Source organism: Alteromonas sp. KUL49 (assembly GCF_006538345.1).
Classification (GTDB): Bacteria; Pseudomonadota; Gammaproteobacteria; order Enterobacterales; family Alteromonadaceae; genus Alteromonas.
Genome location: NZ_BJKL01000003.1, coordinates 34906 through 60065 on the forward strand (window position 1 = coordinate 34906; position 25160 = coordinate 60065).

A 25160-nucleotide genomic window follows, 5' to 3' on the forward strand; every position below is an offset into this window, starting at 1 on the left:
ACTGAGAACTAATTATGAAAAATAAGTTGATTGCTGGTTTGAGTTTGAGTATTGCTACTGTGCTAGGTGCATGTGCGACGTTACCTTCAGAAACGTGGATTTACCCTACAAGTCGTACCGTAGACCAGGTAGATAACTATCATGGCCAAGACGTGACGGATCCCTACCGTTGGTTAGAAGCACAAGATAGCGATGAAGTTAAAGGCTGGGTAGGTGAACAAAATGCGCTGTCCCGTCCTTTTTTAGAAATGTTGCCAACACGTGAGGCCTACAAAGCGAGACTGACAGAGCTTTGGAATTACGAAAAATACCAAGTTCCGTATTTGGTGGAAGGTAAGCTTTTTTATTCTCACAATGATGGCCTGCAAAATCAGTATATACTGTGGGTGGCAGATAGTATTGATGCAACGCCAGAAGTACTTATTGATCCCAATGAATTCAGTGATGACGGTACTGTGTCTATGGCAGGCTACGAAATTAGCGATTCAGCTAATTTCATCGCTTACTATAAATCCGACGGTGGCAGTGACTGGAATACGGTTCATGTCAGAGACGTAAATACCAAAGAAGATCTTGTTGATAACCTTTCTGGCATCAAGTTTTCAAACATATCCTGGTTACCTGATGAGTCTGGTTTTTACTATTCCCGTTATCCCAAAGATGAAAGCGGTGAGTGGGATGATAGCAAAGCCGTGTCCATCTACTTTCACAAGTTAGGAACGCCTCAATCGGAGGACTCTCTCGTTTTTGGTTTTAGTAGTGAGCCTACTTGGAACCCATACCCCAGCGTGCTTGATGATGGCAAAACTCTTCTTGTTAGCGTATTTGAAGGATACCAAGCGAATGCTGTTTACGCCTTTGATACTGAAGAAAAAACGCTTACTGCGTTGTTTGATAATTGGGATGGTCGTTACTCATTGATTTCTCAGGTAGACCAAGACTTGTATTTTACATCTACTGCCCAAGCTCCGACAGGAAAGGTCATTAAACTCGATATGACCACTGGTAATGTGTCTGAGGTGCTGGCGGCTAAGGATGAAACGCTTCGTTCAGCGACGATTATCGGTGATACGATTTTCGCTCAGTATTTAAAAGACGTTAAGTCTCTTGTTGAAGTTTATGACCTAAATGGCAACAAAACGTCGGACATTACTTTTGATGACATTGGCAGAGTACAAGGGTTTTACGGGACTAATGATAGCAATGTTACCTTTTACAAGTTAACAGGATTTACTAATCCGGGCGCTGTATATCGCTATGACGTGGAATCTGGGGAAAGTTCGCTTTATAGATCCATTGAAGCGAACGTGGATTTCTCGCAATACGAAACTAAGCAAGTGTTCTACACCAGCAAGGACGGTACGCAAGTTCCCATGTTCCTCGTACATAAAAAAGGCTTGGAACTAGACGGCTCCAACAAAACACTCCTCTATGGCTACGGTGGTTTTAATATTTCAATGTTACCAGGGTACTCTGTCTCACGAATGGTGTGGGTAGAGCAGGGTAATGTACTGGCTATTGCTAATCTCCGCGGTGGTGGTGAATACGGTCAAGAGTGGCACAAAGCAGGCACAAAACTCACCAAACAGAACGTGTTTGATGATTTTATCGCTGCTGCTGAATGGTTGATTGATAACAACTACACTACCTCGTCTCGCTTAGGTATTCAGGGCGGAAGTAATGGTGGATTGCTGGTTGGTGCCAGTATTACACAGCGCCCAGAATTGTTTGCTGCTGCGCTTCCCGCAGTAGGTGTGCTAGATATGCTTAGGTACCATACGCCGAGTGCTAATGCTCGCGCATGGTCTTCAGATTACGGTTTGAGCGAAAACAAAGAAGAATTTGAAGCGTTATATGCGTATTCACCGTTGCATAACACTAAGCCTGGCGTTTGTTATCCGGCTACGCTGGTAACTACAGGTGATCACGACGATCGTGTGGTGCCATGGCATAGCTATAAATTCGCTGCGCAGCTACAGGCTGATCAAGGCTGTACCTCTCCAGTGTTGTTGCGCGTAGAAACCCGTGCAGGCCATGGCGCTGGCACTCCTACGTGGATGCGTATTGAAGGATATGCCGATGAATGGGCTTTCTTGGAGGAAGCACTCAGCAATTAGTCGTAAAGCCTTTCCAATATCCAAAAACACCTCGCAATTGCGGGGTGGTTTTTTTATGCACAAATTAAAATATGTGCTTGCATTTTATTCGGTTTAAAATAAACTGTATATATATGCAGTTTATTTTGGAGGGGATTATGACAGGCCACAAAGGTATCGATCAGTTGATTCAGCGATATGGGTTACTCACCGCGCCAGGAGAAGATGCTTTTCAGCGCTTAGGTTATATGCAAGGCGGTGATAAACGTGCAGAAAATTTACCGTTTTGTATGTATCAAAAAGTAATGCAGTGTCCGGTTTCTCATCGATTTAGCGTCCACCAGTTTTTTCTTCCCAATAAGAAAGGGCGGTTAGCGACGTTTCTGTTTGATGAAAAAGGGCAACTTATCGAACAGGTTTACTATGTTCGGGTATCTCGCTTGACGCAAGTATGTAAAAAGTTAGAAGGGTTACTTAGAAGGCGAGAACAAGATATGAAACTCGCCGCATAAAAAAGCCACTTTGTTTAAAGTGGCTTTATGACAATACCTCCGTTAACTAAGGTATTAGTAGAAGTTTACGCGTGCTTCTACACCAATGACACGAGGTTCGTTAACGATACCTGTTAGATTGTTGAAATCGATGGCACCTTTAACGTTGTCTTCGTCGGTTATGTTTCTACCGAATAGCGCGATAGTATAATTGTGCTCGAAATTCTCGTAGCCCAAACGTAATCCGCCTTCAAAGTTGTCGTCTGTTGAAAATTCAACAGCGTCATACAAGAAGAGATTCGTTTCACCTTGGAAAGCCCAGTCAGTAAACGCGAAGAATTCGCCATTTTCACCCGCAGGAATAGTATATCGTGCTGTGAAGTTGAAAATAGTCTCAGGCGCTTGTGGGAAAGGGTTGCCGTCGATAATCGCGTTAAAACCATCAGGACGAGGATCTCGCACGGTACAGTTGCCAGCAAACCCAGTGCCTGCGTTGCTTCCGCACGGAGCAACGGTCAGTCTGTTATCTTTGATTTCAGTATGGTTATAGCTAAATCCAGCCGTCAGTGTTAACGCATCTGTTGCTAGCCATTGTGCATCAATTTCGAAACCGTACGCTTCACCTTCGTCTGCATTGACCAACGCAGTAAAGTTATTACCACCACCAATAGCAGAGAGTTGCATGTCATCAACGGTGTAGTAGAACGCCGCTAGGTTCAAACGCAATGTGTCGTCGAGTAGGTCGGATTTAACTCCCGCTTCAATTGAATTAATTGTCTCGGCATCTGCAACAGACGGTGCACCTTCAAAAGCTACATCACGACCTTGAATGGTTTGCGCTCTGAAACCATTCGCATAACGAGCAAACAATGACATGTCTTCTGTTAGTCGATAGTTCGCACTCAATTCAAAGCTAACCTGACCATCATCTACGGCGATTGGCTCGTAATCTTGTACTGAGGCTGCGCCGATTACCACAGCAAATCCGTCTACGTTCTGCCCGCCCACGACGAGAGATTTTTCATCGTGTGTATAGCGAAGGCCACCAGTAACGTTCAGCTTTTCATTCACTTGGTAAGATGTTTGACCGAAAACAGCCCACGTAGTGTTTTCATGAAAAACCGTTGTCGCACCAAAGAACCCATCGATACTTGTTACATTAAATGATGCATCGTAGTAAAACGCACCAATTTGCCAATTAAGGGCATCAGCTGTATCACTCGCGAGTCTGAACTCTTGAGTGATTTGTTCTAAGTCGTCAAGGTTGTCTTGGGTGACCGCCGAAAATGGAATAAAACCTGGACCCGATGAGCCGTCTTGAGTATTGAACCCACCATCGATATCACCCAAACTTGAACCTTCCGCTTCTTCATAAGCAGAAATAGAGGTAAATGTCATACCTTCCATGTCATAAGTTAGCTTAAGTGACGAACCAAATCCTTCATATTGTTGTGGGTTGTTGTCGGCGCCATTTCCGTCTATATCGCCATCGTAGAAAACTGTTTCGCGATCATAGTTTCCATTAAGATCGTTACTGCCTTTATCGAAGATATTTGCACGGAAGATAGAAGCGGTTCCCTCTAAATCACGACCGTGTACATTAAGTAATGCAGTAAAGTCAGCGGTTGGTTCCCAAAGCATTTGTAAACGCCATGCTTTTTCGTCGTAGCCGCCAATAGCGTCATTTTCACCAGTGTAGGCGTTATCAATATAGTCATCACGCTCTTGCGACAGAACCGATATACGTGCCGATAGTTCATCAGTGAGAGCGTTACTGACAGCACCTTCAAAGTTCATTGTACCGAACGAACCAAACCCTAGCTTTGCATACCCTTCAAGGTCTTGTGTGGGCTTTACCGTATCGAACTTAACAATACCCGCGGTAGTGTTTCGACCGAAAAGTGTGCCTTGTGGCCCACGTAGAACTTCGACTTGTTGAATATCGAACAACGGAAAACTCTTAAGAACCACGTTTTCCATTACCACTTCGTCCATGATAATTGAAACGGGTTGAGACGCGGCAAGGTCAAAATCAGTGTTCCCAAGTCCTCGAATGTAAAATCTTGGTGCAACACGACCGTTAGAAGATTCGGCATAAAGGCCCGGAACGCGCACAGCAAGGGCTAAAATATCTTCACCCCCAGCAAACAAACTCTCGAGCTTTTCGCCGTTGAGTGTTGCGATTGATACTGGGACTTCTTGAATTGACTGCGTACGTTTTTGCGCTGTAACAGTAATCTGTTCAAGTGTTGCAGGCGATTCTTGTGAGGGAGTTTCTTGTGCTATAGCGTTCGTGCTTAGTGCTGCACTTATCGCAAGTGCCAGAGATGCAATATTGTGTTTTCTCATGGGTTCACCGAGTGTGTGTAGTGAATAAAGGTCGTTTCTTTATCTGCGGCATGTAAATGAGCCACGCCGGCGGCGCCGGATTGTACACAATAATTAGTAGAACAAATAAGATAACGCAAAATTAAATTCACCATCGTGGTGCATTTTGTTTCCAGTTGGGCATCGATGCACCAAGTTGGTAACTCTTTGTTTGCACTTTTTTAACGCTCTCTGACGAACTTGGCGCGATATTGAGAAGGAGGAACACCAATTCTTCTCTTAAACAAGCGTGCGAATGAACTCAAGTCATCATACCCAACCAAGTTGACTATGGTTTCGATGGGCGTAGAAGGTGTTTCCAGGAGCTTTCTTGCTTGTTCAAGTCTAATACTTTGTAAATATTGCAGTGGCGTTGTGTCTGTTGCTGCTCTAAAACGGCGCAGCAGTGTGCGCTCTGTGATGTTAAAACGTTTGGCGACAGAAGGGAGATTTAACTGGCTCTGATAGTTTGCTTCAATATAGTCTTGTACGGCGAGTATGTCTTTGTCTTGGTGAAACTTGCGCTGCCTACTACTGGCATAAGCCATTTGATTGGTCCTGGATATATCGAGTACATGTGACTTGGCAAGGTCACTTGCTACTTGATGCCCGCAGTAACGTTCTATGAGCAAGAGTGCTAAATCAATCCACGCCATACCACCACCAGAACAAAACACAGAATTTTGTTCGGTAACCATCTTGTCACTTTCGAGGTCAACCAGCGGGTATAAGTGTTTGAACTTATCCGCGTATCCCCAGTGCGTCGTCGCTCGCAAGTCATTTAAAATTCCGGCCTCTGCCAATACAAATACACCCGTACAGTTGCCCGCAATATCAGCCCCTAAATTTTGTAATCTTCTGATATGAACCAGTTGGTTTTGCATAGCAGCGAGCACTTTATCAATATCTCCGCCAATGGTAGGTACAAGTAAAATGTCGGTATGTGACACGTCTTGAATTGCGATATGAGGAGTCATAGTCAGCTGGTTTGAGCAAACAAAAGGTTTACCGTGGTCACTTGCCACTTGGACCTTAAATTTTGGCGTTGCTGTTTGTCCGTGGATCCGTTGCCAGCTAATGCCAGCAAATGCAAAGAGGTCGAGGGCGCCTGTGATGGCCGAAGACAATGCGTGCTCAAAGCCGAGAATGGTTACTACAAACCGTTCACTATTCATAAAAATAACTCAATTTATTACTTACCATAGGTTCCAGTGATTGTTGGCGGTAATGACCATAAATGTGTCATTAATGACAATAATGACACGACTACGAATATGACACAATGTATTAACATTTTGTTTCGGAGCCCGTTATGACCGACCTCTTGATACCTAGACGTGAAATGCACTTTCAACTATACGAAGCGCTAGACACTGCCTCGCTATGTACGAAAGACCGATTCAATGAGCACAATGTAGAAACCTTCAATGCTGTTATTGATATGGCGGAAAAAATGGCTGAAGAGCTCTTTTTACCCCACAACGCAGTGGCTGATAAACAAGAACCAACCTTCGACGGTCATAAAGTCACCATGCTCGATGACGTGAAAGTCGCCTTTGATACCTACAGAGAAGCAGGGTTTATTGCCGGTCACTTTGATTATGAAGATGGTGGAATGCAGCTACCGGTAACCATAATGAATGCCTGTGCAGGCTATTTTCTCACCGCTAACCCTTCTTCAACGGCATATCCGTTCCTTACCGCTGCGGCGGCTAACGTGGTGAAGCATTTTGCGTCAGAAGAAATAAAATCAAAGTTTTTACCGAAAATGCTCACCGGCGATTTTACCGGCACCATGGCGTTGACTGAGCCTCACGCAGGCTCTTCTCTTGCTGACATTCGCACCTCAGCAACGCCCAATGACGATGGTAGCTACCGAATCAAGGGAAGTAAGCTTTATATCTCAGCGGGTGAGCATGAACTCTCCGACAATATTGTTCATCTAGTGTTAGCTAAGATCCCAGGTGGTCCTGCGGGTGTGAAGGGTATTTCCTTATTTGTTGTACCTAAGTATCGCCTCGATGAAAGTGGCGAGCCTGATGTGCGCAATGACGTCACATTGGCTGGGCTTATTCACAAAATGGGTTACAGAGGTACAACATCAACGGCGCTGACTTTTGGTGAAAATGGTGATTGCCATGGCTACCTCGTTGGTGAGGCGCATCAGGGACTGCGCTACATGTTTATGATGATGAATGAAGCGCGTATTGGTGTGGGTTATGGTGCAGCCATGATTGGTTACCGCGGTTATCGCTATTCGCTTGAGTACGCCAAAGACAGAACACAAGGTCGTGCTGCGCCTAACTTGGCGCCAGATGACGATCCTACGCCAATTATTAACCATGGTGATGTTCGCAGAATGTTACTTGCACAGAAGTCATATTGTGAAGGCGGAATGGCCTTGTGTTTGTACGGAAGTACTCTGATTGATGAATTGGCGACAGAGCAAGATGAAGCTAAACGCACAGAGCTTGCACAGTTGCTTGATTTACTCACACCGGTGTTTAAAGCCTGGCCGTCTGAGTTTGGTCCTAAAGCCAATGATTTGGCAATACAAGTGCTCGGCGGTTCGGGATACACCCGCGAATATCCCGTAGAACAGTGTTGGCGTGACAATCGTCTCAACCCGATTCACGAGGGGACTAATGGTATTCAAGCGCTCGATTTATTGGGCAGAAAACTTTGGCAACATAACGGGCAGGGGCTGAACGTTTTGCTTGCCAGAGTAACGGCTGATTTAAAGCGAGCATCAGGACAGCGTACCGCGCCCCTCGCTGCTACATTATCGGTTTACCTTGAAAAGCTTGGCGCGCTAATCAAGCAAGCTGGCGGTGATTTGCAGTCTAAAGAGCAAAGTGTACTTCTTACCAATGCAAGTTGTTTCTTGAACGTATTCTCAGCGTGCGTGGTGAGTTGGATATGGCTTCGCCAAGCCGTAGTCGCAGAGAAAGCGATTGATGAAGGCGCAACAGGTCAAGACGCTGATTTTTATGAAGGGAAATTAGCGGCAGCTCAATACTTCGTTAACTGGGAACTGCCTCTAGTGCAACGAGACATAGACGTTCTTACCTCTCGCGAACCAGTTTGCGACACCGTAAAAGCAGATTTCTTCTAGCACACAAGATCACATTCGAATTACCGAGCCAGTGTGGATAACTGCTGGCTCAACATAAAAGTGGAGCACAACACATGACAGTAGCAAATGTTGAAGGTAAACACATTCTTATTACCGGCGGAGCGTCGGGGATTGGCGCTGCATCGGCAAAGATATTGGCGAGTCGGGGCGCAATTGTGGGTATCGCAGATCTCAATGGTGAACAAGCACAATCCTTGAGTGAAGAGATTAACAGTCAAGGCGGCAACAGCTATGCGGTTACCGTAGACGTAACCGAGCCAGAGCAAATTGCAGCCATGTTTGAAAGTGCGAAAGCGCACAATGAGAAGCTTGACGTGATCATTAACAATGCGGGTATTGATCATTTTCCAGCACCGCTTACCGAAGTGGACGACGCTATGTTCATGAAAAATATTCAGGTTAATTTAGCGGGCGTGTGGTATTGCATGAAACACGCACTTCGCCAAATGACTGCGCAAGGCGGTGGTCATATTATCAATATAGCGTCTGTAGCGGGGCTTCGCTCGTCACCGATGATCAGTGCCTACAGTGCGTCAAAACACGGTGTAGTGGGGTTAACCAAATCAGCTGCGGTTGAATATGCACGAGCAAATATTCGAGTGAATGCTGTATGTCCAAGTTTTGTGGATACACCTATGGTACAGGGGGTTTTGTCTAAACTCGACGAGCGCGGACAGAAAAATATTATTGGCGCAAATCCAATGAAACGTTTGGGTAAACCAGAAGAAATAGCTAACGCAATTGCATGGTTATGTAGTGAAGAATCAAGTTTTATGACCGGGCAGTCAGTGGTACTCGACGGCGGCATGTTGGCGTAAGGAGCAGACAATGAAAGATTTATTCGATTTAACAGGAAAAGTCGCACTGGTCACTGGTGCGAGTCGCGGCATTGGCGAGTCTATAGCGCGTCTACTCGCACAGTACGGTGCGCATGTGATTGTATCGAGCAGAAAGATTGATGGATGTGAGGCTGTAGCGTCTTCAATACGAGACAATGGTGGGCAAGCGACAGCGATGGCATGTCATGTAGGGGATATGCTTCAGATCACTGATACTTTCGAGCGCATCAAAAGTGATTTTGGCAAGCTTGATATCTTGGTCAATAATGCGGCGGCCAACCCATTCTTCGGGCATATCCTTGACACCGATTTAGGCGCATACAACAAGACTGTTGATGTGAACATTCGCGGCTATTTCTTCATGTCGATTGAAGCGGGAAAAATGATGAAAGAGCAGGGCGGTGGCGTGATTTTAAACACGGCGTCGGTTAACGGAATCTCTCCAGGCGATATGCAAGGTATTTACTCAATTACCAAAGCCGCGGTAATTAGCATGACTAAATCCTTCGCAAAAGAATGTGGCCCGCTCAATATTCGCGTAAACGCATTATTACCGGGTTTAACAGATACCAAGTTTGCGTCAGCATTAACAACAAACGAAGCTATCTTGAAAAAGGCACTTAAGGTAATTCCGCTGGGTAGAGTTGCCGATCCTGATGAGATGGCAGGCACGGTATTGTACTTAGTGTCTGATGCATCAAGCTATACAACGGGCACGACAGTAGTCGTTGATGGTGGTATGCTGGCGTAAATTTTTGTTAGAGATTTAGCTATGCACATATGGGTAGATGCAGATGCATGTCCCGCAGTCATTAAAGACATTCTTTTCAAGGCAGCACGACGTACCGGGCTGCCTTTATCTTTAGTGGCCAATCATAGTATGTCGGTGCCGCCCGACAAGCACATTACACTGACACTCGTGCCGTCAGGCTTCGATGCGGCAGACGATTATATTGTAGAGCAATGTAATGAGGGTGATTTGGTTATCACCTCTGATATTCCCCTCGCGTCAGACGTGCTTGCGAAAAAAGCACAAGCCATCAATACCCGAGGCGAACCATTTGATAAGTCTTCAATTCGAGCGACGCTAACCATGCGAGATTTCATGGATACCATGCGGGCGAGCGGTGAGCACACTGGAGGCCCAAAGGCTTTCTCTCAGCGCGACAAGCAACAGTTTGCTAATGCACTTGATAGGATCCTCACCGCAGGCATGCAACGCAAGCCCTAATGCGTTGCATGAAATGCGCGCTCAAGGGCCTTACCCGATTTATAGTTTTTATTATCCGTTAGTTATTGAACATTGTCAGGTTTACTGCCAAGCACATGGACTTTCTTGCCAATGTTGGCAAAGTCGAATCTTACTTGATGGGGCAGTAGTTGTAATAGCAATGAGACCACCATTGGCGCGAAAGTCGCAGCGATAAATGATTCGTATAATTGGGTTGCTTCTTCTCCGGGAAGCGGGAAGTAAAACAATCCAGCGATAACCCCCACAGCAATACTGATACTGGCTTGATAGCCTCGGTATTTTTGATTGTAAAAACCGAAGAATACCGGGAATGCAGCAGCGCAGCAGAACAGGTCAGCAAGTAAAAATAAATACAGAATACTGTAGCCTTGAGCTGCAACAAACAGGGCAACAAGGGAAACTATTGCCAACACCCAGCGAGATACTTTTAGAAGCTTATCCTCAGGGATTGTGGGCACGAGTCGATGCAAATCAACGATCACTAAACTATTGATACCACTGATGGTAGAGTCGGCGCTACTCATTATGAGTGCCAAGCCGAAAAAAATCATCCCGATTAAAAACCACATTGGTGCGTCATTCATAATGACGTTGAACAATGCGGTAGAACCTTCTCCTGGCAGTGACAATCCAACAAATGCCAAGCCAAATACGCCGAGTAGAGCAACAATGGGAAAGCTTAAAAAGCCACTGATTAAAAAGCCATTGCGTAATACTCGGTCTGTTTTAGCCGCAAAAATTCGTTGCCATGTTCCCTGATAAAACAAACCCGTGAGCGCAACCGCTAAAAAGAAAGTCACGCCAGTTTCAAAACCCTGGCTATCGAACGGGTTAAGTAGTGCAGGGGCTTTGTCGTAAAGCCCTTCAAATACGGGGGTAATGCCACCAGTGGCTTGCCAAGCGAAGTAAAACAGCAAAAACAAGAATGGTAGGATGACGTACATCTGCACCTTGTCGGTGAATATGGTAACCGCTAGCCCACCATAGAGGGTATAAATTAGTGTGCACACCATCACAATAGCCGCGGTTAGCCAAAGAGGCACTGGTGCAAATAAAGCCACCATTTGTGCGATACCCGTCAATCCAGCGGTTAGGCCTATAAACAGATAAAACATCATGATAAACAGCACAAATATATACACGCTGCGTCCGTATCTGGCGTGAACAAACTCGGTGAGGGTATGTCCATTTGGCATGAGTGCACGAATACGTTCACCGAGAGGAATCATTACTAAGGACGGTACCAAGCATCCCAACGCATAACCCAAGATTGCGCCTACACCGCCCCATACTGCTGATTCGGCAGGCCCAAAGAGTACCCAAGTACCCATGGTGGTTGCTAGTAAAGTTAGGCTGATAGCATGACTCGTTTGAGAATTTCGCGCGACAACAAAGTCTTCAAGACTCTCTCTCGGTCCTTTCGCAAAGACTAAACCCACGGCAGCAAAAACTACTGAAAATAGTGTTAGCCAGAATATGCCTGTATTCATATCAAGCATTGAGTGACGCTCCCTGTAATAGTACACTTCGTAAGTTTTTCATTGTTATCTTTCTTTGATGCTTTTCATATTTATTCATAGCTTTGATTCACCTAAGGCGACTAACACAATCTTACCTTGCCAGTAGGTTTGTAAATGCCGTGCTGCTTGCCAAGCAGTAAGTCCTGTGCGGCAAACAATTACAGCGCGCTGTTCACTGTGTGGTGACGGTGCATTGGCCTTGAACTCTGCAAGGCTTGTGATTTTCAACTCTGGGGCTTTTCCCTCGGCTGATACATCGTCATAGAGCGATGTTCTCAGGTCGACTACCCAGTCACTGTTTAGAATACTGGAATTACCGATAAAACTCAGTTTACTGGCATCGTCGGGCTCTGGCGCTGAATCGAATCTAAAACTTTGTTGGTTGAACGTTTGAAGGTTTACGCTGACCATCTGTCCGAGAGGAGACGGTGATATATTGAGTAAAATGTTTAACGCCATTTGACACTGCAGCGTACCAAGTACACCCACAACAGGCCCTAACACACCCGCGGTGGAGCAGTTTTGAGCGCGCTGCGGTAGGTCTGGAAACACCGCTCTAACTGAAGGGGCATTAGCACAAAAAGCGCCTACATAGCCCTCGAAACCCAACACCGACGCGGACACAAGAGGAATATTATGCGCAGCACAGTAATCAGACAAAATATAAGTGACTGCGAAATTGTCTGCACAGTCCATGACAATATCTGCTGCTAGGCAAATCTCATCCACATTTTCTGGAGTTAGCGCGTTGTAATTGGTACTTACCTGACATGTCGTGTTTTGCTTCTTGAGTATTGCTGATACACACTCGACTTTAGGTTTGTCGATGTCACTCTCGGTAAATAGTACCTGTCGATGTAAGTTAGATATTGACACAGTATCAGGGTCGACAATGGTTACTTTGCCAATGCCAGAGGCGGCTAAATAGGGCAACACTGCACAGCCCAAGCCACCTGCGCCAATTACTACAACATGCGCTTGCGTAAGGGCAGCTTGGCCTTTGTCCCCAACCAAAGGCAGGCAAGTTTGTCTAATGTATCTGTTTTTAATGTCGGAGGGGGTCATTTACGGTTACACACCTGTAGCCATTGCGTAACTTGCGCTTCTGGATCTTCATTTAGGGTAATATCTGTAACCGCCGACACTATATCAGCTCCCGCGTCAAAGGCTCTCACAGCACGCTCGGGGGTCATTCCTCCAATGGCCACAAGCGGTGTTTCACCAACGATTTGTTTCCACTCGGTGACCCGGTCTAAGCCTTGCTGATGCCACTTCATTTTTTTGAGAATGGTTGGGTAAACAGGGCCCAGTGCAACATAATCCGGTGACAATGCGAGTGCACGTTTTAGCTCATCTTCATCATGAGTGCTAAAGCCGAGTTTGATATTGGCTTGCCTGATGGCCTCGATATCAGCGGTGTCTAGGTCTTCTTGTCCTAAGTGTACCCAGTCACATCCAAGCTCAATGGCAATTTGCCAATAGTCGTTGACTACCAAGATACAATCGTGGGCGCGACACAAAGTTTGTGCTTTTTTAATCTCTTTGCGAATATGTAATTCATCGGCGTCTTTGATACGTAGTTGAACTAGCTTGATACCCAAAGGAAGTAGACGTTCTAACCATTGGGTACTATCAAAAATAGGGTAAAAAGAAGGTAGTTGCATAAATACGATTCTAATCCAAAAATGCTTTGCCTAAGAGAGGAGTGGATGGCTCGGCCATATCCCTCGGTTCCATTGGCTCAGATGCCGCAGCTAATTGACCCGCTTTAATAGCCAAGGCAAAGGCTTCAGCCATCATTGCTGGATCTCCTGCTTTAGCCACTGCTGTGTTGAGTAAAATCGCATCCATACCCAATTCCATCGCTTGGGTTGCTTGACTTGGCAACCCTAAACCGGCATCAATCACTAGGGGGATATCAGGAAAATGTGCGCGCATGGCACGCAGACCAAACACGTTGTTAAGACCCATCCCTGAACCGATAGGGGCACCCCAAGGCATAAGTACTTCACAGCCTAAGTTAACCAACTTATCGGCAACCACAAGGTCTTCAGTGGTATAGGGGAAGACTTGGAAGCCGTCTTCACATAGAATACGCGCAGCCTCGACAAGTTTAAATACGTCGGGTTGAAGTGTGTCATCCTCTCCGATAACTTCTAATTTAATCCACGGAGTCCCAAATACTTCGCGAGCCATGTGGGCTGTGGTAACTGCCTCTTTCACGGTATGACAACCTGCTGTGTTGGGTAACACTTTAACATCGAGCGCTTTGATCAATTGCCAAAAATCTTGTCCGGCTTTGTCACTACTAGATTCTCGTCGCAATGAAACGGTAGCTACACTGGCACCGCTTCGTTTAAAGGCTTCAGCCAATACAGCGGGTGAGGGGTACTGAGCTGTACCGAGCATAAAAGGCGTATGTAATGTTTCACCATAAAACGTACGCATGATTAACCCCCTTGCATAGGTGCGAGAATCTCTACGTTATCACCGTCAGAGATAAGTGTTTCAACGCGCATAGTTTGAGGAACAAAGTTGCCATTAACTGCGGTTGCTACCACGGCTTCGCCATAATCGAGTACTTCGAGCAGCTCAAGTAGCGTACTCACAGCAATGGTTCGCTTTTCGTTGTTTACGGTAACCGTCGCCATTTATTGATGTTCCTTTTGTGTTGCTAACCAAGGTGGAGATACACCGAGTTCAATATAATCAGATACCATGTTCGCCAAGGTGGGTGAGAGTAAAAAGCCATGTCGATAGAGACCATTTGCGCTGACAATATTGCCGTTAACGGTAATCTTGGGAAGGTTGTCTACAAACGCTGGTCGACTATCCACACCAATTTCTAGGATCTCTGCCTCGCCGAAAGCTGGGTTTATCGTGTAGGCAGCATTGAGTAATTCCATGACTGAGCGCACTGTAGCGTTGGCTTTAGCGCTGCTTTCTATCATTGTTGCGCCTAGCATGAAAATGCCATTGCCTCTGGGCACTATATACAAAGGAATTCGAGGGTGGAGAAGACGTACCGGGCGTTTCAATGTTACTTCCGGACACTTCAATACGAGCATCTCCCCCTTAACACCTCGCAGTGCAGCGATATCTTCTCGCGCTTTTTATGCCACGAGTGTCAATAACACGCCCCTCAAGGGCTAACGCTTTTGGGTCTGCATATTCGTACTTAAAAGTAACGCCATTTTTTATCAAAGATGCCTTTAATGCTCCGATAGCGTCTCGTGGTGCAAGATGTGCTTCAGATTCAAAAAACAATCCGTGGTGAAACCTATCCTCAAGATCCGGCTCTAGTGAAGAAATCTCACTTCCATCCAGCGTTTTATGCTGTGCGGTGAGTTTGGCGAACCGTTTAAGCTCATTGCGATCTCGTCCCGTTGCCACTACCAATGTGCCTTGTTGTTCAACCAGTCCAGTGTGTTCTTGCCACCAATCCGCGGCTGTTTTACCGTAGGTCACTACACTTTGCTCGGCACTTTCCGATTCGCAATAAGGGGCGAGCATACCACCAGCCCACCATGAGCAGGATTGTGGGCCTGGCTCTCGTTGGGGCTCGTATACAGTCGGGTAGATGCCTCGACTCACCAGTTCGGTAGCAATGCATAGCCCTGCGACGCCAGCGCCAACAATGAATACTTTCTCCTCGCGTTTGGCCATTATTGTATGTTCCAACAATTGTGAAAATGATGCACGGGCCCGTGACCTTTCCCAATCTCTAGTTCATCGGCACGTTGAATTGCGGCATGCAAATAGGTGTGAGCTGCGGTTACAGCATCGCGCAGTGAAAATCCTTTCGCTAAGTAAGCGGCAATGCTGGAAGAATAGGTGCATCCAGTGCCATGGGTATTTCTGGTGTTTACTCGAGGTGCGGTGAGCACGAGTGTTTCACTTGTGCCGTCAATGAGCATATCGGTACAGGTATTCGAAGCCCCATGGCCGCCTTTTAGAAGCACTGATGTAGCGCCCAACGCCAGCAACTGATTACCTTGTTCAATAAGACTGTGTTTGTCTTCGTTCACCGCTTCAGAAGGTATACCCAATAAGACGTTGGCTTCAGGGTAATTAGGCGTAAGCATAGTTGCCCGAGGTATCAGCTCTGAAATGAGCGCTTCAACAGCTTCATTTTGTAAAAGCAGATCACCTGACTTTGCCACCATCACCGGGTCTACAACAACCTCACCAGTAAAACCTTCAATTGCCTTAACGACGGCACTGACGAGTTCGCTAGAAAATAACATACCGATTTTAATGGCTTTTACGTCAAGGTCGGTCAGTACACTGTGGATTTGTGCGGTGACAACGTCAATAGGCACAGGGTGTACCGCAGATACGCCAATAGTATTTTGAGCAGTAATTGCGGTAACCACGCTAGCGGCATAGGTACCGTTGGCGCTCATGGCTTTTATATCAGCTTGAATACCTGCACCGCCGCCACTATCAGAACCAGCAATGGTCATTACAATCGGGGTATTGCTTTTTGAGGTAGTCATGTATATCACCCAGTGTTACCAAGCGACATAAGGAAAGGGCGCGTGTCACAATATGATTGTGAAAGCGCAAATCCGTTCCCTACGCCGATACTAATCGGATCAGGTTCACCGGGTTGATGTTAAACACCTCTCAGCCCTTTATTAAAGGCACCCCGACGGAAAAAAGACGTTTTGACGTATGCTTTTATGGCACAGCTCAAATCGCCCTGTGAAGATAAATGAGTTACGCTGGATTTACAAGTTTGGATTTTACTAAGGGGAGATTTACGTGCCCCGTAGGGCACGTAAAGATGGGTTTGTCTGATTAATTACAGTACTGAAACAAGGGCTTTTGCTAGTGCTTCAACGTTGTTTTGATTGATACCTGCAATGTTTACGCGGCTTGAGTCAACAAAGTAAACGCTGTGTTTTGCGCGAATCTCACGTACTTGTTCTGGTGTAATACACAAGAATGAGAACATACCTTTTTGCTCGTTAACAAAGCTAAAGTCTTTGGTAGCGCCGTTATCGTGAAGGTTTTGAACTAGCATAGCGCGCAATGACTTCATGCGATTACGCATTTCATCAACTTCGCCAACCCATTCGTTATACAAGGCATCGTCAGAAAGAATAATGTCAACCAATGCACCGCCGTAGCTAGGTGGCATAGAGTAAATACCACGAGCAATTGACTGAATCTGGCTTTGAGCAATGTTGCGAGTAGCGGTGTCTTGAGTAACGATTGCAGCAAGACCCACACGTTCGCGGTACAAACCAAAGTTCTTAGAACAAGACGCTGCAATAATAACTTCTGGAAGATTTTCAACAAGCAGACGCATACCGTAAGCATCTTCGTCTAGGCCTTCACCAAAACCAAGGTAAGCAACGTCGATAAACGGAAGGAATTCACGCTCTTTAGCAACTTCAAGAATCTCATCCCACTGAGCTTTTGTAAGGTCGGCGCCAGTAGGGTTGTGGCAACAACCGTGTAGCAATACGATATCGCCTTTTTCAACAGTGCGAAGGGTTTCCATCATGGCATCAAAACGAATGCTTGCCGACGCTTTGTCGAAATACGGGTAGGTTTCAATTTTAAGACCTGCAGAACCAATCAATGGAATATGATTTGCCCATGTAGGATCACTTACCCATACTTTGCCGTTTTCGTTACAACGAACAAGTAGCTCTGAAAGGATGCGAAGTGCACCACAACCACCTGGCGCTTGAACCGCGGCAACGCGATTAGCAAGCATGGCTTTGCTAGCATTACCTAGTAGCAAAGATAGCATGCCGTCGATAAAGCCTTGATTACCTTGAGGAGTGATGTAGGTTTTGCTGGTTTCTTTTTCAAGCAGCACGGTTTGTGCTTTTGCAACGCTTGATAAAATAGGGGTATTACCTTGTTCGTCTTTATATACGCCAACACCTAAATCGATTTTATTAGGGTTAGTGTCTTCACGATATGCTGCTGATAATCCAAGAATCGGGTCTGGGGCAAGTTGGGGTAATACTTCAAACACGTTATGTCCTCACGTTGCGTTGAAAATTGAGCGAGTCGGCATTATGCCACTGAAAATTTAAAAAACGAGCTTTAAAACTGGAAAACTTATCAAGTATTCAACTTAAGTATGTGAGAATGGAATAACTCAAAAGTTAAACCTTTGAATCGAGCACAAATGTGTGTTCATCCGTTTGGCTTCCCTCACTGTTAAATGTTCTTTCACTCCAATGCATCACACCTTGTCGGTCAACGAGTAGTAGGGTAGAGCTTCGCGTACCGTACTCTGGTGAGGTGATGAATATGGATGACAGACGCTTTTCCCATTCAAATCCCACCCCTGTCTCGGGTAGTTGACTGTCTGCTGCTTGTTGTTGGTCTTTTAGCATGTCAAAAAGAAGATCTTGGTTGACTGATGACATAGAAATAATGTCATTCATTCGTGCTTCGCCTCTAGCGGTTTTAGGCCATGATATATGAATATCGGCGTTCGACAGTCCAATAATGCCGTCGGTCAGTGGGTAAAAATCATCCGTTGTATTGTTATAAACCCAAAGTTCGTTTACGTCTCCAAACACGAGGTTGTAGCCATTGTACTCATCTTTTCGTTGTTGGAGTTGTCGTTGATAGGTCGCCACATCGTCGGTGCCGAGTAGCCAATTGCAGGTTAAGTCACCTCTAGAAGGAGCATTTGGTTTTATTGACGAAGGATCCCGCACATTGGTAAGGGCAGCAATTTTCCCTGAGGTAGTGACACCCATCCACGTGCCTCCGCCCTCTTGGTCTTTCCCGGCAAGAAGGGTGGGATTGGTGTCCCACAAGTGAGATGGAAGTGTAGAGCGCTTGTGAAACTCATCACGGTTGGCGGCAATAATAAGTGGATACTGCTTTGACTGATTGCGAGCGATAAACAAAATACACATGGTTAAATCAACTCGGCTTAGAATCGGTGACTAGCGTTAAATGGTTATAGAACATATCTAAATCTTTGTGTAACTAATACAAACAATCTGTTCATTTTATGCTACCGTTTGCGAAAAGTACCAGTTAACGTTGCGCGTTGTATATTTGCATTGCGCAACCCGCTAGATTTATGGAGTTAGTAGTTGTGTCTAAAGAGGGATTCACTACCCAGCGCGTGCACGCTGATCGTCGTTTGAATTCACCTGAACACGGTGGCGTACATAGCAGTACCTCAAATTCTGTATTGTTCGAATTTAAAGACGCTCAAGGTATTATTGACGCGTTTCAAGGCAAGAAAGCAGCCCACGTCTATTCCCGTTCTTCTTCGCCCTCGGTGGCGGCGTTACAGAATATGGTAACCGATATGGAGCAGGGCTTAGCGAGTCTCTGTTTTGCTACGGGCATGTCGGCGATTAGTAGCGCATTGTTAGCCTTGGTGAAGAGTGGTGATCACCTCATCGTGAGCCAGTATCTCTTTGGCAATACGAGAAGCTTTTTCAGTTCTTTGCTCGACTTAGGTATTGAGATCGATTTTGTTGATGTGTCTAACATTGACGATGTTGCAAATACGCGAAGAGACAACACGGTCGCTGTGTATACCGAAACCGTTGCTAACCCAGTGACGCAAGTGGCAGACCTTTCAGGCATTGGTGAGTTTTGTGAAAAACATGATTTGTTATTCATGGTTGATAACACAATGACCCCACCACCATTGCTAATTGCAAAATCGTGGAAAGCCAGTTTAGTGTTTACCTCGCTTACAAAGTACGTTGGCGGCCATGGTAACGCACTAGGTGGAGCAGTCATTGATACTGGGTTATTTGACTGGACACGCTTTGCTAACATTAAGCCAGCCTATCAAGTGGCAGATACCGCTCAGTGGGGCATTACACAGATTAAAAAACGTGGCCTGAGAGACTTGGGGGGAACGTTGTCACCCGAGGCGGCAAGTCAGATTTCTATTGGCATGGAAACTATGGGTTTGCGAATGGCAAAAGCCTGTGAGAACGCACTGTCGCTAGCAAGCTTCCTGGATAATCACGATAAAATTAAACACGTGTATTACCCTGGTTTAAAAGCTCATCCTCAGCACACTGTTGCCTCGCAACAAATGCCTAAAGGATACGGCGCAATCTTGAGTATCGAGTTAGTGAATGGGGCAGATCCTGTAGCGTTTTATTAACGACCTATCCCTAGTCATTTGTGCCACTCATCTGGGAGATACTCGTACCTTAGCACTGCCCGTGGCACCTACAATTTAGTTTTGAGAATACCGCCGAAGAGCGTGCAGCCATGGGTATCCCCGATACCATGATACGTTTATCTGTCGGTATCGAAGACACTGCTGACCTTATTGCTGACTTTGAGCAAGCGTTAGCGCGTATTTGCTAATACCGTCTTTCATTTAATAAAAAACGCCAGTTCAAAGATGAACTGGCGTTTTTTGTGAAGCACTAGTCTTCTTTCTTAGAAGTCGTCAAGTAAGATAAGTTGTGGTGCGTCGCCGTCGTTCGTACCATCTACAGCAATGGCGGTGTAGATGCTTCCCGCCGCTAGGCTCAGCATACCAGTTTCGATGGCGGCTGTTTTGGTGCCAGCTGCGGTAACAGTAACGTAGTAGTCACCTGCAGCAAGACTCACATAGCCGGTTTCTGCAAGCATATCTGTGCTGTAACCTACGCCTGCAAATGCTGGATCAACGCTGTCTATCATGCCATCGCCAGTAACATAGATATCTACATCGCCAGCATCAGGTGAAGCATGGATAATTCGTACTTGCACTTCAGTTGCGATATCACGAGGCATATCCATTAACAAATCTAACTCAGGCATAGCTAGCGTGTTATTGGCAATTGCTGTGTAGAACTTACCTTGCTCAACAGTAATCATCGCGTCATCAATCGGTACGATGCTGTTGTCGGCATCTGCAGCAACGTCAATTAAATAATCATCTGCTGCAACGCTAATGTAATCGGTGGCTGCTAAGAATGCTGCACCGTCTACTAGCGTTAGTGCGTTGTTAGCAATAACGTCCACTGCTGGCGCGTCGCTAATACCGTGTACCACACGAATGTCAGCAGTTGCGTTAACGTCCCAAATCATGCTGCTTGACGTACCGTCTGCAACAAGCAAGGTAACAGGTGATTCACCCGTACCAACGTTGTTAGTCGCAGCAACTAGCAAATCTCCGCCATCTGGTAAAGGAACAGTGCCAGAGTCGAAGGCTACGGTAGTTGTGCCCGGAAGCGTGATTCTGATTTGATATTCACCTGCTGGTACTTGAATCAAATCAGTGGCGTCCATGAAAGCTGCAGTAACGATAGGCTGTTCAGCCGACAAATCAGCACCTGGTGCAGTGACATAAATATCAACTGTAGGTGCCATTGATGCTGCATGCACTATCTGTACTTGCACGTTGCCGGCTTCTACCGCCGTCTCTGCGCTAGTAACAGGAAGAAGCATTAACGTGTTGTCTGCAACACTGCCCACGGCAAACACGTCGTAGTTTGTGTCTGCATCTAATGTCAAATCTGCTTGTAGAACCTCTGCGTCGTCACCAGGGAGAATGGCTGTAACGCCGATGTCGTAAGTTCCCACTTCAACTTCAAAACGTCCGGAAGCTACCTGATAGTCAACACCTTCTAGACCATTTAAAATGGCGTCGTTGGCTGTGATGTTAACTAAAGGTGCGTCTGAACTCGCGTGAATAACGCGAACATTGGCATATTCAGGGGCGGGGGCTGGTGGGTCGACTACTACAACATCGTCGTCATCATCCGAGCATCCTGCTAAAGAAAGTGCTATGATGCTCCCTGCAAGGAGTGCGTTGATCCTCTTCATTTACTAAATCCTCATAATTGTGTTGTGGCAAACTCGATTACGCGACTTATAAATGTGGGGATCATGCTTCTTGCCACATTACGTTAATGTAATGTAAAACTTCTTCTCTTAACTCAAGTTAATCATGCCTTACAGACTGGTATTACCAATCCTCTTTAACTTATTGTAATGTTCGTTTTTAAACCTAACGAAAGTTTTTAATTTTTAATGGGTTAGCTTTGCAATGTAGATTGCACTGAAGAAATGTTTACTTTTTTCGAAATTTTATTGAACTAACTAAAAGTATAATTGACTAAACTTGTGCAGTTAGTTGGAAACATCACGACGATGTTTCGGCTAAAGTGTGTTCCAAGTTGAGTGTGCTTGATTGCCCCGCATTTATTGCGGGGCTTTTTTATGCGCGCTAGTCAATTATTGACCGCTAGAATTACTCGGCGCTGAGTGATGCTGTGATATCACTGAGGAGTTTTGCGTCAGAAGGGGTTACTCGACTTGGATAGTGTGTGATTTGACCGTCTGGCGTCACTAAATACTTGTTGAAATTCCAAGAGGGGGCCTCTCCAGTGGCATTGGTTAGCATCCTAAACATAGGATCAGCGTCGTCACCTTTCACTGACGTTGGTTCAAACATAGGAAACTGAACGCCATAAGTGAGTTCACAAAGCTCTGCTGTCTTACCTTCATCCGCATCTTCTTGGTTAAAATCATGGGACGGGAACCCTAGCACAGTCAAACCTTCGTCTTTGTATTCACTGTAAAGAGCTTCAAGACCCTCAAATTGTTTGGTAAATCCGCAGTAACTTGCGGTATTTACGATCAGTAAGGTTTGTCCAGCGTACTCCGAACACAAGTTTACGGTCTCTTGAGAGTTAAGTTTGCGCTTTACAAACTTTAGAACACTGGGGCAAGACATGTCTGCAAAAGCCAGCCCGCTGACCAGTAAAGAAGTGATTAATATTGAAATGCGTTTCATTGTTTTAGTCCATAGTGAGTTGTGATAGCGACAATTTATACTTTAAATCTTACATATTGGATGCGTTTGATGTGAGATGAATATCGACGAATATTGACCCACTCAGCCACAAGCCGCTTATAATACAATGTACTACAACAATACAAAGACGGAACTATGAAACAAATAACCACCCTTGTGGCCTCTGTATGTTTGACGGTCTCTTTGGCGGCCTGCTCTTCAACAGAGTCACCAGCACAAGCTCCTACTATCGTAGAATTACCTCCTAAGAGCCCTCTCGAAGCTGCAGTTCAGCCAGTGGCCGCAACGACCACTAGCGGGACGATTACGCTCAACCAAATAATGTCTGACCCAGATTGGCTTGGTCGTGCCCCCAGTGGAATGGGCTGGTCGGTTGATGGACGTGCTTTGGTGTATGACAGAAAGCGCGAGGGCAGTGTAGTCCGAGATAGTTATGCCGCTTTGCTGAGCGCACCAAGTCAATCATCCATTATCCCGCTTAGTGATATACATGAGTATCGCTTTGATGAGAGAGTTGTTCGCGATGATGGTGTTATTGCCTACAGCTTTGAGGACAGTATTTACATCCGCTTTGTGAATGGTGACACGGTCTTGTTAAATAAAGGCGGTCAAACGCTAAACACACTCACATTTATGACCGACGGACGTCTGATGGCGTATGCCAGCGATCACGTGGTTGCTATTGATTTAGCTTCAGGTCAGCGTGAAGAAATACTCAGATGGGCTTTTGCAGACAGGCCCCAAGCGGTAAAACCGCCTAAAGATCTTATTGCTGAAGAGCAAATTTCTTTGATTGAATACATTCAAACACAGCGGAATAATCGCCTTGCCAGGGCAGAAGCAGAATCACAACTTGCTATACAAAACGATAGTGTTGCTAGAGATACGTTTTATTTCGATAAAGGGCATCGAATAGCAGGTATGAGGGTTTCTCCTGCAGGAAACTTCGCAGTTGTTGCAACGACTAAGAGTGTCCCAAGTCGAGATGACAGCGATATAATGCCTCATTACGTTCAGGAAGATGGGCGAATCGCAAGTAAAAAAGTACGTCGCAGAGTTGCTGACGCTGAACCTGTGAATCATGACCTTTGGCTACTTAATCTCTCAAATGGGTATAAGCAGCCGTTGAGTTTTGTTTCCCTTCCGGGTTACAACGATGACGTGCTTGCCGACGTTAAGAGAGAAAATGCCCTTGCCAGAGGGGAAGAATATCAGGATAACCGTTTGCCACGGGATATCACGCTTTTGTCGAGCTGGTATTGGACCGAGCCGTCAATCAGATGGCATAGATCCGGTGAACATGTGGCAGTGATGCTTGAAGCGTGGGACAACAAGGACCGCTGGCTCGCGACCGTAGACCTTGATACGGCAAAGTTAAATACGCAGCACCGATTACATGACGACGCTTGGGTAAATTATCGTTTTAATGCGTTTGGCTGGCTGAGTGAAAGCCCAACCTTGTACTACCAGTCCGAACATACTGGCTATGCACATTTGTACGTTCAAGTCCCCGGTGAAACACCTAAAGCGCTGACTTATGGTGAGTACATTGTTGACTCCCCTGTGGTGACAACCGACGACCAATTTATTTACTACACAGCAAACCAAAAACACCCCGGAATTTACGAAGTATACCGCGTTAATGTGGAGTCCGGAGAGATACAAGCGGTAACAGACCTCAATGGAAAGACAGAGTTTTCGCTTAGTCCTGACAACGAAACTTTGCTGTTGTCACATAGTAAAGTGACCCAACCACCAGAGCTGTTTGTGTTAGATGCTGATGGCAATGGTGACGCAATGAGAATTACTCATACGGTGAGTGAGCAGTTTTTGTCATTGCCTTGGGCTGCACCTCAAGTCATAGAAATTCCATCATCACATACTGACAAACCGATATATGCCAGAGTTTATTTACCCGAAGGATACGACCAAGGCGCTTCAAAACGAGCCGTAGTATTTAACCATGGTGCCGGGTACTTACAAAATGCGCATATGGGCTGGTCTGGCTACTTCCGAGAATTCATGTTCCACAGCATGCTCGTACAGCAGGGGTACGTAGTGTTGGATATGGATTACAGAGCATCAGCGGGATACGGTAGAGATTGGCGTACTGCTATTTATCGGCAAATGGGAACGCCAGAAATACAAGATTTACGAGACGGCGTAAACTGGCTAGTGGAAAACGTTAACGTAGACCGAGATCGTATCGGTACATACGGTGGATCGTATGGTGGTTTCCTGACCTTTATGTCGATGTTTAACGCACCTGACTTGTTCGCCGCCGGTGCTGCGTTGCGCCCTGTTACTGACTGGGCACACTACAACACACCTTATACGTCCAACATTCTCAATACACCAAGCGTTGACCCGATTGCTTATCGCAAAAGCTCACCTATTTATTTCGCAGAAGGTCTTGAGAAGCCATTATTGATTAACGCACCAATGGTTGATGACAACGTATTCTTTGTTGATACCGTTAGACTGGTGCAGCGATTGATAGAGCTTGAAAAAGAAGATTTCGAAACCGCTATTTATCCAGTAGAGCCTCACGGATTTGTGCAGCCGAGTTCGTGGTTAGACGAATATCGACGCATCTACAAGCTGTTTGAAGAGAATTTGTAAGCTATAAAACTGGGACCGCTGGACTTTTTAATGCCACCTGAGGCAAGGATGCCTACGCCGAGC

General features: G+C 45.8%; 21 protein-coding genes, 1 pseudogene and 1 riboswitch. Of the genes and pseudogenes, 8 read left to right on the forward strand and 14 right to left on the reverse strand.

Annotation, left to right across the window (positions count from 1 at the left end; all coding sequences use genetic code 11):
• Window positions 1-14: 14 nt before the first annotated feature.
• Window positions 15-2117 (forward strand): prolyl oligopeptidase family protein, encoded by a 2103-nt coding sequence (locus tag EYS00_RS05830; protein WP_130635633.1) that lies wholly within the window; start codon window positions 15-17, stop codon window positions 2115-2117.
• A 137-nt stretch (window positions 2118-2254) separates the two neighbouring features.
• Window positions 2255-2608: a hypothetical protein gene (locus tag EYS00_RS05835; RefSeq protein WP_242618669.1), complete on the forward strand. Its 354-nt coding sequence runs from the start codon at window positions 2255-2257 to the stop codon at window positions 2606-2608.
• A 54-nt stretch (window positions 2609-2662) separates the two neighbouring features.
• Here EYS00_RS05835 and EYS00_RS05840 read toward each other — a convergent pair whose 3' ends face one another.
• Window positions 2663-4936, reverse strand: coding sequence for a TonB-dependent receptor (locus EYS00_RS05840; RefSeq protein WP_130635634.1), 2274 nt, complete (start codon window positions 4934-4936; stop codon window positions 2663-2665).
• Window positions 4937-5136: 200 nt separating this feature from the next.
• The gene (locus EYS00_RS05845; protein ID WP_130635635.1) at window positions 5137-6129 is read right to left on the reverse strand and encodes a GlxA family transcriptional regulator; all 993 of its coding nucleotides are present in this window, start codon (window positions 6127-6129) and stop codon (window positions 5137-5139) included.
• Between the two features lie 137 nt (window positions 6130-6266).
• On the opposite strand from EYS00_RS05845, the gene EYS00_RS05850 reads away from it, so the two are divergent.
• The 4 genes from EYS00_RS05850 to EYS00_RS05865 all read left to right on the forward strand — a co-directional run bounded on the left by EYS00_RS05850 (window position 6267) and on the right by EYS00_RS05865 (window position 10160).
• Window positions 6267-8069 carry an acyl-CoA dehydrogenase gene (locus EYS00_RS05850; RefSeq protein ID WP_130635636.1) on the forward strand — a complete coding sequence of 601 codons (1803 nt, stop codon included), beginning with the start codon at window positions 6267-6269 and terminating at the stop codon, window positions 8067-8069.
• A 74-nt stretch (window positions 8070-8143) separates the two neighbouring features.
• Window positions 8144-8908, forward strand: a complete 765-nt coding sequence (locus EYS00_RS05855) for an SDR family NAD(P)-dependent oxidoreductase (protein ID WP_130635637.1) — start codon at window positions 8144-8146, stop codon at window positions 8906-8908.
• Between the two features lie 10 nt (window positions 8909-8918).
• Entirely contained in the window at window positions 8919-9680 is a 762-nt protein-coding gene (locus tag EYS00_RS05860; protein WP_130635638.1) for an SDR family oxidoreductase, read from the forward strand.
• A gap of 21 nt (window positions 9681-9701) precedes the next feature.
• Window positions 9702-10160: a YaiI/YqxD family protein gene (locus EYS00_RS05865; protein WP_130635639.1), complete on the forward strand. Its 459-nt coding sequence runs from the start codon at window positions 9702-9704 to the stop codon at window positions 10158-10160.
• Between the two features lie 62 nt (window positions 10161-10222).
• Here the strand turns inward: EYS00_RS05865 and EYS00_RS05870 are convergent, their stop codons facing one another.
• The 10 genes from EYS00_RS05870 to EYS00_RS05910 all read right to left on the reverse strand — a co-directional run bounded on the left by EYS00_RS05870 (window position 10223) and on the right by EYS00_RS05910 (window position 18600).
• Window positions 10223-11680 (reverse strand): sodium:solute symporter, encoded by a 1458-nt coding sequence (locus EYS00_RS05870; protein WP_130635640.1) that lies wholly within the window; start codon window positions 11678-11680, stop codon window positions 10223-10225.
• Window positions 11681-11755: 75 nt separating this feature from the next.
• Window positions 11756-12766 (reverse strand): HesA/MoeB/ThiF family protein, encoded by a 1011-nt coding sequence (locus EYS00_RS05875; protein ID WP_130635641.1) that lies wholly within the window; start codon window positions 12764-12766, stop codon window positions 11756-11758.
• Complete coding sequence (locus tag EYS00_RS05880) at window positions 12763-13365, reverse strand: thiamine phosphate synthase (protein WP_130635642.1); 603 nt, start codon at window positions 13363-13365, stop codon at window positions 12763-12765. Before EYS00_RS05880 ends, EYS00_RS05875 begins: the two co-directional genes overlap by 4 nt.
• Before the next feature lie 10 nt (window positions 13366-13375).
• A complete protein-coding gene (locus EYS00_RS05885; protein ID WP_130635643.1) occupies window positions 13376-14149 on the reverse strand; it encodes a thiazole synthase in 774 nt (257 codons plus the stop codon).
• Window positions 14150-14151: 2 nt separating this feature from the next.
• Window positions 14152-14352 carry a sulfur carrier protein ThiS gene (thiS, locus tag EYS00_RS05890; RefSeq protein ID WP_130635644.1) on the reverse strand — a complete coding sequence of 67 codons (201 nt, stop codon included), beginning with the start codon at window positions 14350-14352 and terminating at the stop codon, window positions 14152-14154.
• Window positions 14353-14739 carry an FAD-dependent oxidoreductase gene (locus EYS00_RS20665; RefSeq protein ID WP_242618670.1) on the reverse strand — a complete coding sequence of 129 codons (387 nt, stop codon included), beginning with the start codon at window positions 14737-14739 and terminating at the stop codon, window positions 14353-14355.
• A gap of 37 nt (window positions 14740-14776) precedes the next feature.
• Window positions 14777-15367, reverse strand: a complete 591-nt coding sequence (locus EYS00_RS20670; RefSeq protein WP_207301685.1) for an FAD-dependent oxidoreductase — start codon at window positions 15365-15367, stop codon at window positions 14777-14779.
• On the reverse strand, window positions 15367-16200 hold the full coding sequence (gene thiD, locus EYS00_RS05900) for a bifunctional hydroxymethylpyrimidine kinase/phosphomethylpyrimidine kinase (protein ID WP_207301686.1): 834 nt from the start codon (window positions 16198-16200) through the stop codon (window positions 15367-15369). Before thiD ends, EYS00_RS20670 begins: the two co-directional genes overlap by 1 nt.
• Before the next feature lie 59 nt (window positions 16201-16259).
• Window positions 16260-16365: riboswitch (TPP riboswitch) on the reverse strand.
• Window positions 16366-16508: 143 nt separating this feature from the next.
• Entirely contained in the window at window positions 16509-17699 is a 1191-nt protein-coding gene (locus tag EYS00_RS05905) for an amino acid aminotransferase (RefSeq protein WP_130635645.1), read from the reverse strand.
• Between the two features lie 133 nt (window positions 17700-17832).
• Window positions 17833-18600, reverse strand: a complete 768-nt coding sequence (locus tag EYS00_RS05910; RefSeq protein ID WP_130635646.1) for an NRDE family protein — start codon at window positions 18598-18600, stop codon at window positions 17833-17835.
• A gap of 185 nt (window positions 18601-18785) precedes the next feature.
• Here EYS00_RS05910 and EYS00_RS05915 point away from each other — a divergent pair.
• Window positions 18786-20032 (forward strand): annotated as a pseudogene (locus tag EYS00_RS05915) (cystathionine gamma-synthase family protein).
• Between the two features lie 75 nt (window positions 20033-20107).
• On the opposite strand, the gene EYS00_RS05920 reads toward EYS00_RS05915, so the two are convergent.
• Window positions 20108-21481, reverse strand: a complete 1374-nt coding sequence (locus tag EYS00_RS05920) for a DUF4397 domain-containing protein (RefSeq protein WP_130635647.1) — start codon at window positions 21479-21481, stop codon at window positions 20108-20110.
• 427 nt (window positions 21482-21908) lie between these two features.
• Window positions 21909-22394 (reverse strand): glutathione peroxidase, encoded by a 486-nt coding sequence (locus EYS00_RS05925; RefSeq protein ID WP_242618698.1) that lies wholly within the window; start codon window positions 22392-22394, stop codon window positions 21909-21911.
• A gap of 216 nt (window positions 22395-22610) precedes the next feature.
• On the opposite strand from EYS00_RS05925, the gene EYS00_RS05930 reads away from it, so the two are divergent.
• Window positions 22611-25097: a prolyl oligopeptidase family serine peptidase gene (locus tag EYS00_RS05930; protein WP_130635649.1), complete on the forward strand. Its 2487-nt coding sequence runs from the start codon at window positions 22611-22613 to the stop codon at window positions 25095-25097.
• Window positions 25098-25160: the final 63 nt, after the last annotated feature.

Bases quoted from the DNA above. Each gene is read 5' to 3' on its own strand.
- EYS00_RS05830 (WP_130635633.1), top strand. From the start codon at position 15: ATGAAAAATAAGTTGATTGCTGGTTTGAGTTTGAGTATTGCTACTGTG.
- EYS00_RS05835 (WP_242618669.1), top strand. From the start codon at position 2,255: ATGACAGGCCACAAAGGTATCGATCAGTTGATTCAGCGATATGGGTTA.
- EYS00_RS05840 (WP_130635634.1), bottom strand. From the start codon at position 4,936: ATGAGAAAACACAATATTGCATCTCTGGCACTTGCGATAAGTGCAGCA.
- EYS00_RS05845 (WP_130635635.1), bottom strand. From the start codon at position 6,129: ATGAATAGTGAACGGTTTGTAGTAACCATTCTCGGCTTTGAGCACGCA.
- EYS00_RS05850 (WP_130635636.1), top strand. From the start codon at position 6,267: ATGACCGACCTCTTGATACCTAGACGTGAAATGCACTTTCAACTATAC.
- EYS00_RS05855 (WP_130635637.1), top strand. From the start codon at position 8,144: ATGACAGTAGCAAATGTTGAAGGTAAACACATTCTTATTACCGGCGGA.
- EYS00_RS05860 (WP_130635638.1), top strand. From the start codon at position 8,919: ATGAAAGATTTATTCGATTTAACAGGAAAAGTCGCACTGGTCACTGGT.
- EYS00_RS05865 (WP_130635639.1), top strand. From the start codon at position 9,702: ATGCACATATGGGTAGATGCAGATGCATGTCCCGCAGTCATTAAAGAC.
- EYS00_RS05870 (WP_130635640.1), bottom strand. From the start codon at position 11,680: ATGCTTGATATGAATACAGGCATATTCTGGCTAACACTATTTTCAGTA.
- EYS00_RS05875 (WP_130635641.1), bottom strand. From the start codon at position 12,766: ATGACCCCCTCCGACATTAAAAACAGATACATTAGACAAACTTGCCTG.
- EYS00_RS05880 (WP_130635642.1), bottom strand. From the start codon at position 13,365: ATGCAACTACCTTCTTTTTACCCTATTTTTGATAGTACCCAATGGTTA.
- EYS00_RS05885 (WP_130635643.1), bottom strand. From the start codon at position 14,149: ATGCGTACGTTTTATGGTGAAACATTACATACGCCTTTTATGCTCGGT.
- thiS (WP_130635644.1), bottom strand. From the start codon at position 14,352: ATGGCGACGGTTACCGTAAACAACGAAAAGCGAACCATTGCTGTGAGT.
- EYS00_RS20670 (WP_207301685.1), bottom strand. From the start codon at position 15,367: ATGGCCAAACGCGAGGAGAAAGTATTCATTGTTGGCGCTGGCGTCGCA.
- thiD (WP_207301686.1), bottom strand. From the start codon at position 16,200: ATGACTACCTCAAAAAGCAATACCCCGATTGTAATGACCATTGCTGGT.
- EYS00_RS05910 (WP_130635646.1), bottom strand. From the start codon at position 18,600: ATGTGTATTTTGTTTATCGCTCGCAATCAGTCAAAGCAGTATCCACTT.
- EYS00_RS05920 (WP_130635647.1), bottom strand. From the start codon at position 21,481: ATGAAGAGGATCAACGCACTCCTTGCAGGGAGCATCATAGCACTTTCT.
- EYS00_RS05925 (WP_242618698.1), bottom strand. From the start codon at position 22,394: ATGTCTTGCCCCAGTGTTCTAAAGTTTGTAAAGCGCAAACTTAACTCT.
- EYS00_RS05930 (WP_130635649.1), top strand. From the start codon at position 22,611: ATGAAACAAATAACCACCCTTGTGGCCTCTGTATGTTTGACGGTCTCT.